We start from the raw sequence: 14,552 nt of genomic DNA, 5'->3' as shown, positions 1-14,552 counted from the left end.
CTATGCGTTCCGCGCTCTCCCGTTCGGACCCTGCCCATCCGGATTCTTCTCGGCCGGATTCTCCTTGGCCGGAGTCTCCTTGGTCGGAGTCTCCTCGGTCGGGGTTTTGGCGGTCGGGGTCTTCTCGGTCGGCGACCCCGTGGGCGGTGTCGCTGCGGGTGGTTCCGTCATGGGGAGGGTGAAGGTGATCCGGGTTCCGGTGGTGTGTTCGGGGTCCAGCGCGATCGTGCCGCCGTGGAACTCGACGATGCGCTTGCACATGGCCAGGCCCATGCCGTTGCCCGGATACGCCTCACGGGTGTTCAGGCGCTGGAAGATCACGAAGATCCGGTCGGCCTGGGCCGGATCGATGCCGATGCCGTCGTCGGTCACCGAGATCCGCCACATTCCGTCCATCGGCTCCGCGCGTACCGCGACGTGCACCGGCCGGTCCGGTTCGCGGAACTTCACCGCGTTGGCGATCAGGTTCTGGAACACCACGGACAGTTGGGTGCGATCACCACGCACGGTGGGCAGCGGGTCGTGGTCGACCTCGGCGTCCGCCTCGCGGATCGCGATGTCGAGGTCGCCGACCACCGTCTCGAACACCGCGTTCAGGTCCACCGAAGACTCGTTCGCGGGCCTGCGGCCGATCCGGGAGAAGGCGAGCAGGTCGTCGATCAGAGCCTGCATCCGGACCGCGCCGTCCACCGCGAAGGCGATGTACCGGTCGGCGCGCTCGTCCAGTCGACCCTGGTACCGCTTTTCCAGGAGTCGGCAGAAGCTCGCCACCTTGCGCAGCGGTTCCTGGAGGTCGTGCGAGGCGGCGTAGGCGAACTGTTCCAGGTCCGAGTTCGAACGGCGCAACTCGGTGGCCTGCTCGGCCAGGCGACGGCGGGCGTGGTCGGAGAAGGCCAGTTCGTCGGCGAGCCGGCGGCGCATCGCCTCCATCGCGTCGGCCAGGGTACGCAGATCGGCCGGTCCGGTGGGGGTGATCTCGTGCCCGAACTCGCCCCGGGCCACCGCGTCCGCGTCCGCCACCAGTCGGCCCACCGGGAGCGTGACACCGCGACGCAGCCCCGCGAACACCATGACCGCGCCCGCCGCGATCACCAGCGCGATCGCGCTGAACACCCACGTACGCAGGTCGCGGACGTCCTGGAGGTCGGCCCGGGCCAGGTCGCGCTGCCGCTGGAGGCGCTCCCGCTGCTCGCGCGTGGCCGCGCGCAGCGCCGGGTAGGGCGCCGGGTCGGCGACGGCCGCGCGTACCTCCGCCGGCGGCGCGGTCCCGGGGGCGACGGTCAGGGCCGGGCGGATCACCCGGTCCTCCCACGCCCGGGCGCGCTCCAGCACCAGTCGCAGGCGATTCGTCGCGGCCGGGTCGCCGCGCAACAACTCGTGTAGTACCGCCACTTGTTCGCGCTCGACCTCGTGGCTCGCCGAGTACACCTCCAGGAGCGGCGCGTTCCCGGTCAGGACGTAGTCCCGGACCGAGGCGTCCTGGTCGGCGTAGGCGGTCTCCAGCCGCACCGCCGCGATCAGTGCCGGTGAGCTGTGGTCGACCAGATGCCCGTTGACCGAGGTCGAACGTGCGAACACCCAGGCGCCGAGCAGCGCGAGCAGGGTCAGCACCACCAGCGTCGCGGAGACGCCCACGAGCAGCCAGCGCCGGGTGTCCCAGTCGTGCCGCCGTGCGCGGGTCGTCGACAGCCGCGATCGTGGGCCGGCCTCGTCGTGTCGCTCCACCGCACCGTCCCCATTGTTCGATCGTCGTGAACCCGCCGCCGGTGCCGGCGAGCGGCCGGACCGGGTACGAGGACCGGTATCTGCCCGGAACGATGATCTTTGCACCCGATCGGAACGGTGGATCGCGCGTTCACGCTGCGCACGCCGCGGGGCTGGAGGTCCTGGCCGAGGCGGGCACCATCGTTTTCCGGGGCGGGCCGACCCGACCGCGCGCTCAGCCCGCGGAGCCGGCCGCCCCCGCCGACGCGGCCCAGCGGCGCTGCTCGTCCTCGACGATCCGCCGGGCCATCGACACGTCCACCGCGTCCGGGGTGGACTCTGCCACGTCGCTGCGCCGGGCGAAGGTGTCGAACAACCGCGACTTGTCGGCCGGGATGTTCAGCATCCGCTGATCGACGCTGTCCGGAGACAGCAGGCGATGCACCTGCACGGTGCGCACCTGGCCCATTCGGTTCACCCGCGCCTCGGCCTGATGCTCCATGGTGGGCTTGATCTGCGGTTCGCAGATCACCACGACCGAGGCCGCCTGCATGTTCAACCCGGTCCCGCCGGCCTGGATCTGCGCGAGCAACACCGCGTGCCCGGACACCGCCGAGAAGGCGTCGACCATCTCCTGCCGCCGGGCGGCCGGCACCGCGCCGTCGATCGGGCCGAACCGACGCAGTCTCCTCGACCGCGCGGGCGATCTGCCGCGCGGCGGCCACCGCCTGCGCCACGGTCTGCTCGCCCACCCCCGGCACCCGGCGCAGGGCGTATGGCTGCGCGTCGTGCACACTGCCCACCGACGTGTACCCGGCCTCCTCCAACGCACCGAGCCGCAACCGCCCGCCGGTCGCCTCGCGCAACTGGGCGATCGGGATCTCGCGCAGGGCCTCGGCCACCAGTCCGGCCTGGAGCGGCCACAGCGCGGCACGTACCGCGTTGAGCGCGCCGGCGTGATCCGCGGCGACCGCGCGTGCGGCCGTGTGCAGTTGCTCGGCCGCCGCGAGGACGGGCAGCGCCCGTCCGCCGACGGCCGGATCGACGGGCTCGGGTCCGATCGCCGCCATCGCGTCCCCCGCTCGTGCCGTTGTGTGCGATGCGGGGAATCCTCCCATGCGGAATGTCGGGTGAGGGACGGGTTCGGGGCGTATGCGGGACGGGCGGTGGCCGCGTGCCCGACCGGTGAAGTGGGGCCCGGTGGGGCAGGACAGACACGGTGGCTTCGGCGGGATCCGCCGGGGTGTGGTCGACGCGGAGGGGACGGGTTCGAGGGATGGCACTCGACGGTTTGCGGGATGCGCACGACGCCTGGTGGAAGTCCGCGGTGGTGTACCAGATCTATCCGCGCAGCTTCGCCGACTCCAACGGCGACGGCATCGGGGACCTGGCCGGGATCACCGCGCGGCTCGACTATCTGAGGGAACTGGGCGTCGACGTGTTGTGGTTGTCGCCGGTCTACCCGTCGCCGCAGGACGACAACGGCTACGACATCAGCGACTACCGGGATATCGAACCGTTGTTCGGCACTCTGGCCGACTTCGACCGGTTGCTCGCGTCGGTGCACGAGCGCGGGATGCGGTTGGTGATGGACCTCGTGGTCAACCACACCTCCGACGAGCACCCGTGGTTCCGCGAGTCGCGCGAGGGGCCGAACAGCGCCAAGCGGGACTGGTATTGGTGGCGGCCGGCGCGAAAAGGCGGGGACGCGACGGGGGAGGGGGCGGGTTCGGAGTCGGCGGGCTTGGTGTCGGCGGGTTCGGAGTCGGCGGGTTCGGAGTCGGCGGCGCCGAACAACTGGGGGTCGTTCTTCTCCGGGTCGGCCTGGCAACACGACGTCGCGAGCGGCGAGTACTACCTGCACCTGTTCTCCCCCAAGCAGCCCGACCTCAACTGGGAGAACCCGCAGGTCCGGCAGGCCGTGTACGCGCTGATGCGGTGGTGGTTGGACCGCGGCGTCGACGGTTTCCGGATGGACGTGATCAACCTGATCTCGAAGGACCCCGACCTCCCGGACGGCGCGCTGCACGGCGACGGCCTCTACGGCGACGGCTCGCCGTACTACATCTGCGGTCCTCGGGTACACGAGTACCTCCAGGAGATGCACCGCGAGGTCTTCGCCGGGCGGCCCGAACGGCTGCTCACCGTGGGCGAGATGCCCGGCGTCACGCTGGAGCACGCCCGCCTGTTCACGGATCCGGCGCGCGGCGAGGTGGACATGGTCTTCCAGTTCGAACACGTGGGGCTGGACTTCGGCCGCAGCAAGTTCGACGTGCGGCCGCTGCGACTGACCGACCTCAAGGCCTCGCTCGGCCGCTGGCAGAGCGGCCTCGCCGAGGTCGGCTGGAACAGCCTGTACTGGAACAACCACGACCAGCCGCGGATCGTCTCGCGATTCGGCGACGACGGGCCCGAGCATCGGGTGCGCTCGGCGACCATGCTGGGCACCGTGCTGCACCTGCACCGGGGCACGCCCTACGTCTACCAGGGCGAGGAACTGGGCATGACCAACGCGCCGTTCGCCTCGATCGAGGACGTGCACGACATCGAGGCGCGGGGCCACTACGCGCAGGCCGTCCGGGCGGGCGAGGACCCGGCGCGGGTTCTGGACGGGCTGCGCGCGCGGGGCCGGGACAACGCGCGTACGCCGATGCAGTGGGACGCGTCCGAGCACGCCGGATTCACCACCGGCATACCGTGGTTGCCGGTCAACCCCAACCACACCACGATCAACGCGGCGGCGGCGGTCGCCGATCCGGAGTCGGTGTACCACCACTACCGCCGGTTGATCGCCCTCAGGCACAGCGAACCGGCGGTCGTACACGGCGACTTCACGATGCTGCTTGCCGACGACGAGCGGCTGTACGCGTTCACCCGCCGGTATCGCGACACCACGCTCCTGGTGCTCGCCAATTTCACCGGCGAGGCGGTTCCGGTGCCGGCCGACCTGGCGGCGGAATGGGCGGACGTGCCGCTCGTGCTCGGGAACGCGGGGCCGATCGACGCGACGGTGCTTCGACCGTGGGAGGCGCGCGTACATCGGCGCGTGTAGCCAACCGCAGCGGTGGATACAGAGAGTGCATGAAGACTATTGCATCGGTTACCACACTTGCCCTGGCGTCGTCCGTCCTGGTCGCCGGCGCGGCCTCGACCGCAGGCGCCGGGGGGAGCGCCGCCGCTCGTGCGCGCGCGTGCGCCGAGGACTCGCTCGTCTACGACGCGCGTGCCCTGCCGCCGATCGCGAGCAGTGTCGTACTCGTCACGGTCACCAACGTCGGCGGCTCGGCCTGCACGATCGACCGCTTCCCGACGGTGACCTTCGCAGGCCTGGACGGCTCGGCGCGGCCGGTTCCGCCGGTGTCGAGCGGGGAGCGGCGGCTCGACGCCGACGGGCGGTTGTACGCGGCCCTGCGCACCGACGACCGCGGCGGCTCGGCGCGCTACGTGCCGAGCCTGACCGTCTCGGCCGATCCTGCGTACGTCGGCAGCACCTTCACCGCGAGCGAGATCGGCGCTCCCGCACCCGGGATCGCGGTCTCCGACCCGATCACCACGCTGTGGCAGGACAGCGCGGACGAGGCGGTGAACGCGCTGCCCAACTGAACGCGGGGAGCGGGGTGCGGGGTCCCGGGCCCCGGGCGTGGGGTGCGGGGCGGGCCGCGCGGGGCGGGGCGCGCGGCCCGGCTGGGGCCCGGGGGCCGGCTTCAGGGCGGATACTTGGGGTCTACCTAAGGAATCTCATGATTCGCAGGACCCGCATGACCATCGGCATTCTCGGCTCCTCGCTCAAGGAGAACGAGCACCGGCTCCCGGTTCACCCGCTGCACGTCGAGCGGATCGCGCCGGACGTGCGCGAGAACCTGTTCCTGGAGGAGGGGTACGGCGAGCGCTTCGGCGTCGCGGACGGCGAACTGGTTCGGCACGTGGCCGGTCTGCTGCCGCGTAAGCGGCTGCTCGCGGAGAGCGACGTGGTGTTGTTGCCGAAGCCGACCCACGAGGATGTCGCCGCGTTGCGCGACGGCCAGGTGCTGTGGGGTTGGCCGCACTGTGTGCAGGATCCGACGATCACCCAGTTGGGGATCGATCGCCGGCTGACGATGATCGCGTGGGAGGAGATGAATCACTGGACCGCGGCAGGCGCGTTCAGCGTTCATGTGTTTCATAAGAACAACGAACTGGCGGGCTACTGCTCGGTGTTGCATGCGCTTGCGCTTGGTGGCGCGACCGGCAGCTATGGTCGCCGGATGCGTGCGGCGGTGCTCAGCTTCGGCGCGACCGCGCGTGGCGCGGTGATAGCCCTGGAGGCGATGGGTGTTTCGGACGTGACGGTGTTGACGGCGCGGGACGCGGTGGCGGTCGCGTCGCCGATGCCCTCGGTCGTGATGGGCCACTTCCAGTCGGGTGAGGACGACCCGTCGCGGTTGGACGCGCTCACCGAGGACGGGCCGGTGCCGCTGGGTGCCCACCTCGCCGGCTACGACATCGTGGTCAACTGCATCCGGCAGGACACCGACGCGCCCTTGACGTTCGTACTGAACCGGGATCTGCCGGCGTATCGGCCGGGTTCGTTCTTCATCGATGTCTCGTGTGACGACGGGATGGGCTTCGAATGGGCCCGCCCGACCACCTTCGAGGAACCGATGTTCACGGTCGGGGACAACTGCCACTACTACGCGGTCGACCACAGCCCGTCCTACCTGTGGGACTCCGCGACGTGGGAGATCAGTGAGGCACTCGTCCCCTATCTCGGCACGGTGATGGACGGCCCGGCCGCGTGGGACGCGGACCCGACGATCGCGAAGGCGATCGAGATCCGCGACGGCGTGATCCGGAACCCGAAGATCCTCAGCTTCCAGGGCCGTTCCGCCTCGTACCCGCACCTCGCGGGGACGGGGACGGGCGCGACTGCGGCGGCGAACGGGTAGTCGGGAGGGTAAGGGGCGCGGATGCGGGTTCGAGTGCTGCGATGTGCGGATGCCGAGCCGAGACGGGTCGTGTTCACGTCCGAGATCGGCGACGGGATCGGTTATTGGAACGTCGGGCCGTGCTTTCCGCAGCAACTCCCGATACAGGGGGAGTGGTACGACGTCGAGGTCGATGCGCCGGAGGACGTCGTGGACTGGACGCGCGTGCCGGTGGGGGTGCCCACCGGGTTCTCGCCCGTGCGGGACGGGATGGCGGTCTCCGGCGCGCTGGAGCGGGTCGGTGGGTCTGATCCGCGCGAGGTCGTGATGCGGCTGGGCCTCGGGATCATCACGATCGACGTGGCCCGAGGGGTCGAGGACCTGTCGGTGGGCGAGGTGATCCGCTTCGAGACGCCCTGGCTCGAACTTTGGCCGTACGTGTTGTGCGCACACTCGGCGAAGGCCCTCGTACCCGCTCGGGTACGAGGGCCTTCGCCGGGCCGTGCTGCTGCTCGTCTACTTGTTGTCGTTCCAGTTGGGGCCGTGGGAGCCGCCGGGGCCGGTGCGGCTACGGGGGTGGTCGGCGGGATCGGCGGACCAGGTGGCTGTGGTTTGGTCGGCTGCCCGGGGTTCGTGGCCGGTGTGCTCGGCATGGGCTTCGGCCTGCGCGGCGCGCTCACGGGCCTGGGCGGCTTCCTCGCGGGCGGCGGCGGATTGGCGTTCGAGGGTGGCGCGATCGAGGGCGCGCCGCTCGCGGTTGCGGCGAGCCCGGCTCATTCGCGCCTTGCCGCCCATCATGAGCAGGCCGACGCAAAAGATCAGGCCGAGCGCCAAGCCGGCGCAGAAGATCGCCAACGAGTTGAGCGTGACCATGTCGGTGTCGAAGATACTCACCGTGTACTCGGGCCCACCCGACGTGTTGTAGGCGATCAGCAGAGCCGCGAACGCTCCGGCGCACGCGGCGAGCAGCAGTCCCAGAAGGAACATGGCTTCATCCTTGTCCAGAGGCGGATGATCGTCCCCCGCAGAAAACGCCTACCCGCTCGACCCCACCTCACACGAATACGGGGACGGGGACGGGGACGGGGGCGCGGGGCCGCGATGCCGCGATGCCCCGGGGGCGCGGGGTGTGGGGTGCGGGGAGCGGCGAGATGGGGACATGGCCGTGCGGTGTGTGGTGGCGTGGGGGCGCGGCCGAGCGGTGGCGCGGGAACCGGGGGTGCGTGGATGCCCCCAGGGTTTGCGCGAGCGGTCGGTGCCCAGACGGTCCCGAGCCCGGACACTCAGTTGGCGCGGGGCGCGGGGCGCGGGGCGCGGGGCGCGGGGCGCGGGGCGCGGGTTGTGGGCAGGGAGGGCGGGTTGTGGGCTGGGGGCCGGGGTGAGGGCGTCGGGGTGAGGCGCGAGGGCGGAGGGGTGGGTGGTGGGAGGTGGTGGGGGTGTTCGGGGGCGGGGCTAGGGTCGGTTGGTCTGGTTGTTGCCTGAAGGGAATGTCCGCGTCATGCGCCTCGCCTTTGCCGGATTCGCGCACAGCCATCCGTTCACGGACGCGGGCGTGGCCCGGGAGTTGGGCGTTCGGCTGATCGACGGGTGGGACGCCGGCGAGCCGGAGCGGTTCGCGGCCTTTCGGGAGCGGCACGAGTGCGAGTCGGCCGGGTCGCTCGCGGAACTGCTCGCGCGCCGGCCGGACGCCGTCGTGGTGACCGTACGGCCGGCGTTGATCGCGGACACCGTGGCCCGGATTCTGCGGGCCGGCGTGCCGTGCTTCGTGAACAAGCCGGCCGCGTCCTCGGCCGCCGCGCTCGTCGAGTTGGATCGGGCCGTGGCGGGCCACGAGGAGCGCTTCCTGACCACGTCCGTGCTGCGCTTCGCGCCGGCTGTGGTCGAGTTGGCCGAGCGTACGGCGGGCCGCCGGATCCTGAGCGCCCGCGCGCTGGTCCGGCACGACATCGCGGGCTTCCTGACGCCCGAGCGCGCCTGGCAGGACGACCCGGCCGAGGGCGGCGGCACTCTCATCTCCCTCGGCCTGCACGGCGCCGAACTCCTGGACGCCGCGGCCGGCCCGGGAGCGCGCGTGCTCGCCGCGACCCGCTCGGTCCTGGTACACCCGACCACCCGCTCGGAGGACGTCGGCGCGATCCTGCTCGGCTGGCCCGACGGCCGCGTGGGCACGATCGAGGTCGCCGGTGTGGGCGGCGACGAGGTGTACGAGGTGGCCGTACAAACCGAGGACGGCGTCGAAATCGCGCGCCTCGGCGGCACCGACTGGCAGGAAGCCCTCGGCTACCGAGCCACGATGCGCACCGTACTCGCGATGGCCGCCGGTGCCCCGTCCCCCATCCCCTGGCACCGCACCCGAGCAGTCCTCACCTGCGCCACAACCGCCGCCACCCTCGCCCGCCCCTGACCCACCCCCGCCGGCTACGAGGCCGAGACCGCCGGCCCCACCGTCGGCACGCTGCGGGCCCAACCCGAACCCGCAGGACACCACCGGGCCTCGCCCACGCCGCCCCCGCCCACGGGAGCCCGCCGCGCCGGCGTCGCGCAGGCCGTTCGCCAGGGCCGGCCCCGCCGATGCGGCCCGTCCGGGCCGGTTCGCCCGCGCCGGCCTCGCCCGGGGCCGGTTCGCCGGGGCCGGGCCCATTCGCACCGGCCACCTGCGCCGGCCCGGCCCGCGCGGGTCACCCGGGTCGATCCGTTTCGGGCCCGGCGTCCTCGCCGGCGCCGGCCCGCGTCCGGGCCCGGTACCCGCCCGCGTTCGCGCGGGTCACCCGCCCGGCTTCCCCGCGTGCTGGTTGTGCCTTCCGTGGCACGGTGGCTGCTGCCGCCCGGGACGACGCGTCCCGTGTCTGTTGTCGGGGGCGGGCTTATCGCGTGGCTCGCAGCCGGTCCCGCTTGTGTCGGTTCGCCGGGGTCGGGCCCATTCGCGCCGGCCACCTGCGCCGGCCCGGCCCGCGCGGGTCACCCGGGTCGATCCGCGTTCGTGCCCGGGGTCCTCGCCTGTCGCCGGCGCCGGCCCGCGTCCGGGCCCGGTACCCGCCCGCGTTCGCGCGGGTCACCCGCCCGGCTTCCCCGCGTGCTGGTTGTGCCTTCCGTGGCACGGTGGCTGCTGCCGCCCGGGACGACGCGTCCCGTGTCTGTTGTCGGGGGCGGGCTTATCGCGTGGTCAGGGTTGGGGCTTGGGGTGGGTGGTTTTGTGGAGGAGGGGGATTGAGGCGATGAGGAGGATCGGGAGCAGGAGGAAGGCGGTGCGGACCGCCATGAGGTCGGTGGCGAGGCCGAGGAGGAAGGGGGCGCCGCCGGCGGCGAGGGTGGTGGCTACGGCCAGGCGGGAGACGGCGAGGTCGGTTCGGCCGGCGGCGGCGCGGATGGCGGCGGCGGTGGCCAGCGGGAATTGCACGGACATGCCCAGGCCGGAGACGAACAGGCCGACGTAGGCGAGCCAGGGGACCGTGGCCGACCAGAACAGCGCGAAGCCGACCAGGTTCACCGCGACGGCGCCGCCGTACAGCCGATCCAGCGCGATCCGCAGCGCGAGCCGGCCGCCGGCCATGCGGCCCAGGAACAGGCCGGCCACCACGGCGGTCATCGCGGTGGCGGCGGCGCTTTCGGACATCCCGGTGCGATCGCGCAGCAGCGTGGAGGCCCAGAGGGAGAGGGAAAATTCGACCGCCACGGAGCAGACCGTCAACAGCCACGCCCACCAGTAGGCCGTGGGCAGCGACCCACGCGACTTGCCCGACTCGGGTGACTCGCCGGACCCGCGCGGCTCTCCGGATTCGAGCGACCCGCCCGGCCCAGGCGACTCGCCCGGCTCAGGCGACCCGCCCGACCCGGACGGTCCACGCGACGCACCGGTGACCGGCGGAGGGGCCGGCGTCGTTCGCGGCAGGTCCGGGATCGGGGTGCGGGCGAAGGCCAGGGCCAGGGTGCCGAAGAGGGCCGGGACCAGGATCATCGCCCAGCGCCAGCCGGCGCCGGAGGAGTCCAGCACGCCGATCAGGAGCGGCGCGGCCATTCCGACGCCGGCCGCGAGGCCGTTTGCCTCGCTCAGGGCGCTTGGTCCGGCGATCGGACCGTGGTGGTCGGCGAGTGCCGTGCCGGCCACGTTGACCACCAGGAACGCGCCGAAGCCGCACAGCAGGGCCGCGCTCAGCGACACCGCCGGCGTCCCCGCCGCGCAGTACGCCAGCACACCCGCGCTCAGCAGCACACAGCCCGCCCACAACGTGCGCCCACGCCCGAACCGACGCATCGGCCGATCGCCCAGCAGTGCGATCAACACGCCCGCCGCCGCGTACGCCGTACTGTGCAGCGCCGCCACCGCGTTGCTCACGCCCAGGTCGTCGCCGAGCAGCGTGACCGAGGGGCCGAAGCAGTACAGGAAGTAGCCGAACGCGGCCATGTGCAGGTACAGCAGCCACGTCGCGCGGTCGCGGGTGAAGCCCGATATCGAGCCGTCGATCACGCGAAATCGCCCACTGTCGTCCTCGTCCGCCTCATGTGGCCCCGTCGCGGATCATCCCGCCCCGCCGGGATCGTATGCGACCGACGGGCACACGCGGGGTATTCGGCCCGCTACCCCCGGTCGAGCGGGGGTCGACCGCCCGCGACCGCCCGCGCGACCGGGCACGAGCACCCGCCCCCCGCCCACCCGGAACCGACCCCGGCTCAGCCCCCGCTCAGGCCGACGTCCGCGTCCAGCGCGTGCGCAACAGGCGCTCCGCCTCGCCCCCCGGATCGGCCGGCGCCCGGCCGTCCGAGCGCAGTCGATCCAGGCCCAACAGCGCCGCCCCCACCACCGGCGGATCGACCGCGACCCGCAACACCGCCCGCGGCGCGGAACCCAGGATCAGCCGCTCGACCGCCGCCATCAGCAGCGGCGGCCGGGCCGCGAGGACCCCGCCGCCCAGCACGACGTCGGTCTCCTCCGCGAGCAGATCCAGCCGCCGCAGCGCGATCACCGCCATCATCGCGATCTCGCCGGCCTGGCGCTCCACCACCTCGCCCGCCACCGCGTCCCCGGCCTCGGCGATCCGGAACAACATCGGGACCAGTTCGTGCAACCGCTCGCCGGACAGCTCACCCAGGTGCACCGCCTCGGCCACCGCGGTCGCCGACGCCAGACCGAAGTGGTCGGCCGTCGCGCCCGCCAACGCGGTCGCCGGACCCCGCCCGTCCTCGGCCCGCACCGACGACCACATCACCTCCTCCATCAGGCCCAGCCCGCCACCCCAGTCGCCGGTCATCCGCCCCAGCGACGGGAAGCGCGCGGTCCGGCCGTCCGGCAACAGACCGACGCAGTTGATCCCGGCCCCGCACACCACCGCGACCCCACGCGGGGTGTCGGTACCGGAACGCAGCACCGCGAACGTGTCGTTGCCGACGGTGACCGTACGGGCCCAGCCGCGATCCTCGAACTCCTTGCGCAGCCGCTGCTCCTCCACCGGCAGGTCGATGTTGGCCAGATACGCCGCGATGTGCTCCACCGGCCCGACCCCCGCGGCCGTCGCCAACACGTCCTCGACCAACGCCGCGATGCGCTCGACCGCCACGTCCTGGCCGAGTTGGTATGGCGCGTACCCCGCGCCCCGGCCGCGCCCCCACACCCGACCGTCCGCGTCGACGACCGCGACATCGGTCTTGGAGTTGCCCGCGTCGATCGCGAGCACGGCCGGCACCGATTCGGAGGAATCGGCCCCGCCCTCCGTCACCGGGCCCACGGCAGGTGCTCCTTGCCCGCCGCCAACAACCGGTCGGTGAGCGCCTCGGCGATGTCGTACTGCCCGACCAGCGGGTGGGCGAGCAGCGCGGTGACCACCCGATCGCGTCCACCGCGCAGCGCCGCGTCCAGCGCGAGCTCCTCGTACGCGGCCACGTGTGCCACCAGCCCGGAGTGCAGCGGCCCCAGCGGTGCCACCGCGAGCGGCGTCGCGCCGCTCGCGTCGATCAGGGACGGTACCTCGATCACCGCGTCATCCGGCAGGAACGGCAAGGTGCCGTTGTTGCGCACGTCGGCGACCTGGATCCGGTCGCCCTCGTCGGTGGTCGTGCCCAGCAGCGCGCCGACCAGCGCCACCGCCGCCTCCGAGTAGTAGGCCCCGCCCCGGTTCTCCAGCAGCGCGGGCTTGGTGTCCAGCGTTGGGTCCTGGTACAGCTCCAGCAACTCCCGCTCGATCGCCGCCACTTGCCGCGCCCTCGACTCGGTGTGCCGCTGCTGGGAGACCACCGCGTCGTGCGCGTAGAAGTAGCGCAGGTAGTACGACGGCACGGTGCTCTGCGCGCGCAGCAGCTCCACCGGCAGTTCGATGTCCGCGGCGATCGCCGGTCCGTGCTCGGCGAGCAGCGTCGGGAGCAGGTCCGGGCCCGGCTCGCCCGACTCGTCCAGGACGTGCAGCCCGCGTTCCCAGGTCAGGTGGTTGAGCCCGACGTGGTCCAGCCGCACCCGGTTCGGCGTCACGTCGAGCATCGCGGCGAAGCGACGCTGGAAGCCGATCGCGACGTTGCACAACCCCACCGCGCGGTGACCCGCGTCCAGCAGGGCACGGGTGACGATGCCCACCGGGTTGGTGAAGTCCACGATCCACGCGTTCGGCGCGGCGCGGCGCACCCGTTCGGCCGCGTCCAGCACCACCGGGACCGTACGCAGCGCCTTGGCCAGGCCGCCCGCGCCGGTGGTCTCCTGTCCCACGCAACCGCAGTCCAGCGGCCACTCCTCGTCCTGCCCGCGGGCCTCCTGACCACCCACCCGGAGCTGGAAGAGCACCGCGTCGGAGTCCTCGACCCCCGCGTCCAGGTCGTCGGTCAGCACCACCCGGGCCGGGTGGCCGTACCGGGCCAGAATGCGGCGCACCACCGCGCCGACCGGCTCGAGTCGTTCGATCACCGGGTCCACGAGCACGAGTTCGTCGACCGGCAAGGTTTCGCGCAACCGGCCCAATCCGTCGGCCAGTTCGGGCGTGTAAGTGGACCCACCGCCCACCACCGCGAGCTTCAACCCTTTACTCCCGTCAAAGTCACGCCCTCGATGAACGCCTTCTGGGCGAAGAAGAACACGAGGATCACCGGCGCCATCACGAGGAGTGTGGCGGCCATCATGAGATTCCAATTGACCTGATGTGCGCCCTTGAACGACTCCAGGCCGTAGGACAGGGTCCACGCGCCCGGATTCTCGGACGCGTACACCTGTGGACCGAAGTAGTCGTTCCAGCAGTAGAAGAACTGGAACAACGCGACCGCCGCGATCGCCGGCCGGATCATCGGCACCACGATCGAGATCAGGATGCGCAGCTCGCCGCACCCGTCCACCCGGGCCGCGTCCAGGTATTCGGACGGGATGGTGAGCAGGAACTGGCGCAGCAGGAAGATGGTGAACGCGTCGCCGAAGGCCATCGGGATGATCAGCGGCCACAACGTCCCGCTCAGGTGCATCTGCTTGGCCCAGAAGATGTACATCGGGATGACGATCACCTGCGGCGGCAACATCATCGAGGAGATCACCAGCATCAGCGCCACGCCCCGGAAGCGGAACCGGAACTTGGCCAGCGCGTAGGCCACCGGCAGGCTGGAGACCACGGTGAACAGAGTGCCGAGTCCGGCGTACATCAGCGTGTTGCGCCACCACGTGCCGAAGCCCGGTGTCTCCATCACCTTCTTGTAGTTGCCCCACTCCCACGAGGTGGGCCACAGGTCGCTGGTCAGCGCCTGCTTGTTGCTCATCACCGAGGTCAGGAACAGGAACACGAACGGCAGGATGAAGAACAGTACGGCGGTGACGGCGAGCGTGTGCACGCCGATCCAGGTCAGTACGCGCTTGCGCCGTCGTGGGCGTGGCGGCGTCCGGGCGGGCGCGAGCGCGGGCTTGATGCCGGCTGCCTCGGCCGTGACGGTCTGGGCCATGGCTCCGATCCCTTCTGGGCATGGTGGATCGTCGAACTCGGTTTTCCG

10 protein-coding genes and 1 pseudogene are annotated in these 14,552 nt (G+C 71.9%); 4 read left to right on the top strand and 7 right to left on the bottom strand.

The window, feature by feature from the left end:
* The gene (locus ACZ4FV_RS22880) at positions 1 to 1,725 is read right to left on the bottom strand and encodes a sensor histidine kinase (RefSeq protein WP_465323171.1); all 1,725 of its coding nucleotides are present in this window, start codon (positions 1,723 to 1,725) and stop codon (positions 1 to 3) included.
* Between the two features lie 214 nt (positions 1,726 to 1,939).
* Positions 1,940 to 2,380 (bottom strand): annotated as a pseudogene (locus ACZ4FV_RS22875) (C-terminal helicase domain-containing protein); the annotation flags it as partial.
* A 600-nt stretch (positions 2,381 to 2,980) separates the two neighbouring features.
* Between ACZ4FV_RS22875 and ACZ4FV_RS22870 the strand changes: the two are divergent.
* From ACZ4FV_RS22870 to ACZ4FV_RS22860, 3 genes are all read left to right on the top strand, one after another.
* Complete coding sequence (locus ACZ4FV_RS22870) at positions 2,981 to 4,756, top strand: glycoside hydrolase family 13 protein (RefSeq protein ID WP_465323170.1); 1,776 nt, start codon at positions 2,981 to 2,983, stop codon at positions 4,754 to 4,756.
* 29 nt (positions 4,757 to 4,785) lie between these two features.
* Entirely contained in the window at positions 4,786 to 5,307 is a 522-nt protein-coding gene (locus ACZ4FV_RS22865; protein ID WP_395864014.1) for a DUF4232 domain-containing protein, read from the top strand.
* A 137-nt stretch (positions 5,308 to 5,444) separates the two neighbouring features.
* Positions 5,445 to 6,629: a N(5)-(carboxyethyl)ornithine synthase gene (locus ACZ4FV_RS22860; protein WP_395864016.1), complete on the top strand. Its 1,185-nt coding sequence runs from the start codon at positions 5,445 to 5,447 to the stop codon at positions 6,627 to 6,629.
* A gap of 495 nt (positions 6,630 to 7,124) precedes the next feature.
* Here the strand turns inward: ACZ4FV_RS22860 and ACZ4FV_RS22855 are convergent, their stop codons facing one another.
* The gene (locus tag ACZ4FV_RS22855) at positions 7,125 to 7,595 is read right to left on the bottom strand and encodes a hypothetical protein (protein WP_395864019.1); all 471 of its coding nucleotides are present in this window, start codon (positions 7,593 to 7,595) and stop codon (positions 7,125 to 7,127) included.
* A 511-nt stretch (positions 7,596 to 8,106) separates the two neighbouring features.
* Between ACZ4FV_RS22855 and ACZ4FV_RS22850 the strand changes: the two genes are divergently transcribed.
* Positions 8,107 to 9,012, top strand: coding sequence for a Gfo/Idh/MocA family protein (locus tag ACZ4FV_RS22850; RefSeq protein WP_402232846.1), 906 nt, complete (start codon positions 8,107 to 8,109; stop codon positions 9,010 to 9,012).
* Positions 9,013 to 9,771: 759 nt separating this feature from the next.
* Here the strand turns inward: ACZ4FV_RS22850 and ACZ4FV_RS22845 are convergent.
* The 4 genes from ACZ4FV_RS22845 to ACZ4FV_RS22830 all read right to left on the bottom strand — a co-directional run bounded on the left by ACZ4FV_RS22845 (position 9,772) and on the right by ACZ4FV_RS22830 (position 14,504).
* The gene (locus tag ACZ4FV_RS22845) at positions 9,772 to 11,073 is read right to left on the bottom strand and encodes an MFS transporter (RefSeq protein WP_465323169.1); all 1,302 of its coding nucleotides are present in this window, start codon (positions 11,071 to 11,073) and stop codon (positions 9,772 to 9,774) included.
* A 214-nt stretch (positions 11,074 to 11,287) separates the two neighbouring features.
* A complete protein-coding gene (locus ACZ4FV_RS22840; RefSeq protein WP_395864025.1) occupies positions 11,288 to 12,328 on the bottom strand; it encodes an N-acetylglucosamine kinase in 1,041 nt (346 codons plus the stop codon).
* Positions 12,316 to 13,602 carry a 6-phospho-beta-glucosidase gene (locus tag ACZ4FV_RS22835; protein ID WP_395864027.1) on the bottom strand — a complete coding sequence of 429 codons (1,287 nt, stop codon included), beginning with the start codon at positions 13,600 to 13,602 and terminating at the stop codon, positions 12,316 to 12,318. The genes ACZ4FV_RS22840 and ACZ4FV_RS22835 overlap by 13 nt, the downstream gene beginning before the upstream one ends.
* Positions 13,599 to 14,504, bottom strand: a complete 906-nt coding sequence (locus ACZ4FV_RS22830) for a carbohydrate ABC transporter permease (RefSeq protein WP_395864029.1) — start codon at positions 14,502 to 14,504, stop codon at positions 13,599 to 13,601. The genes ACZ4FV_RS22835 and ACZ4FV_RS22830 overlap by 4 nt, the downstream gene beginning before the upstream one ends.
* Positions 14,505 to 14,552: the final 48 nt, after the last annotated feature.

This window comes from Embleya sp. NPDC025285 (assembly GCF_055558835.1).
Note: the sequence above shows the minus strand (reverse complement) of the source record. Positions and strands in the feature narration are given on the sequence as shown.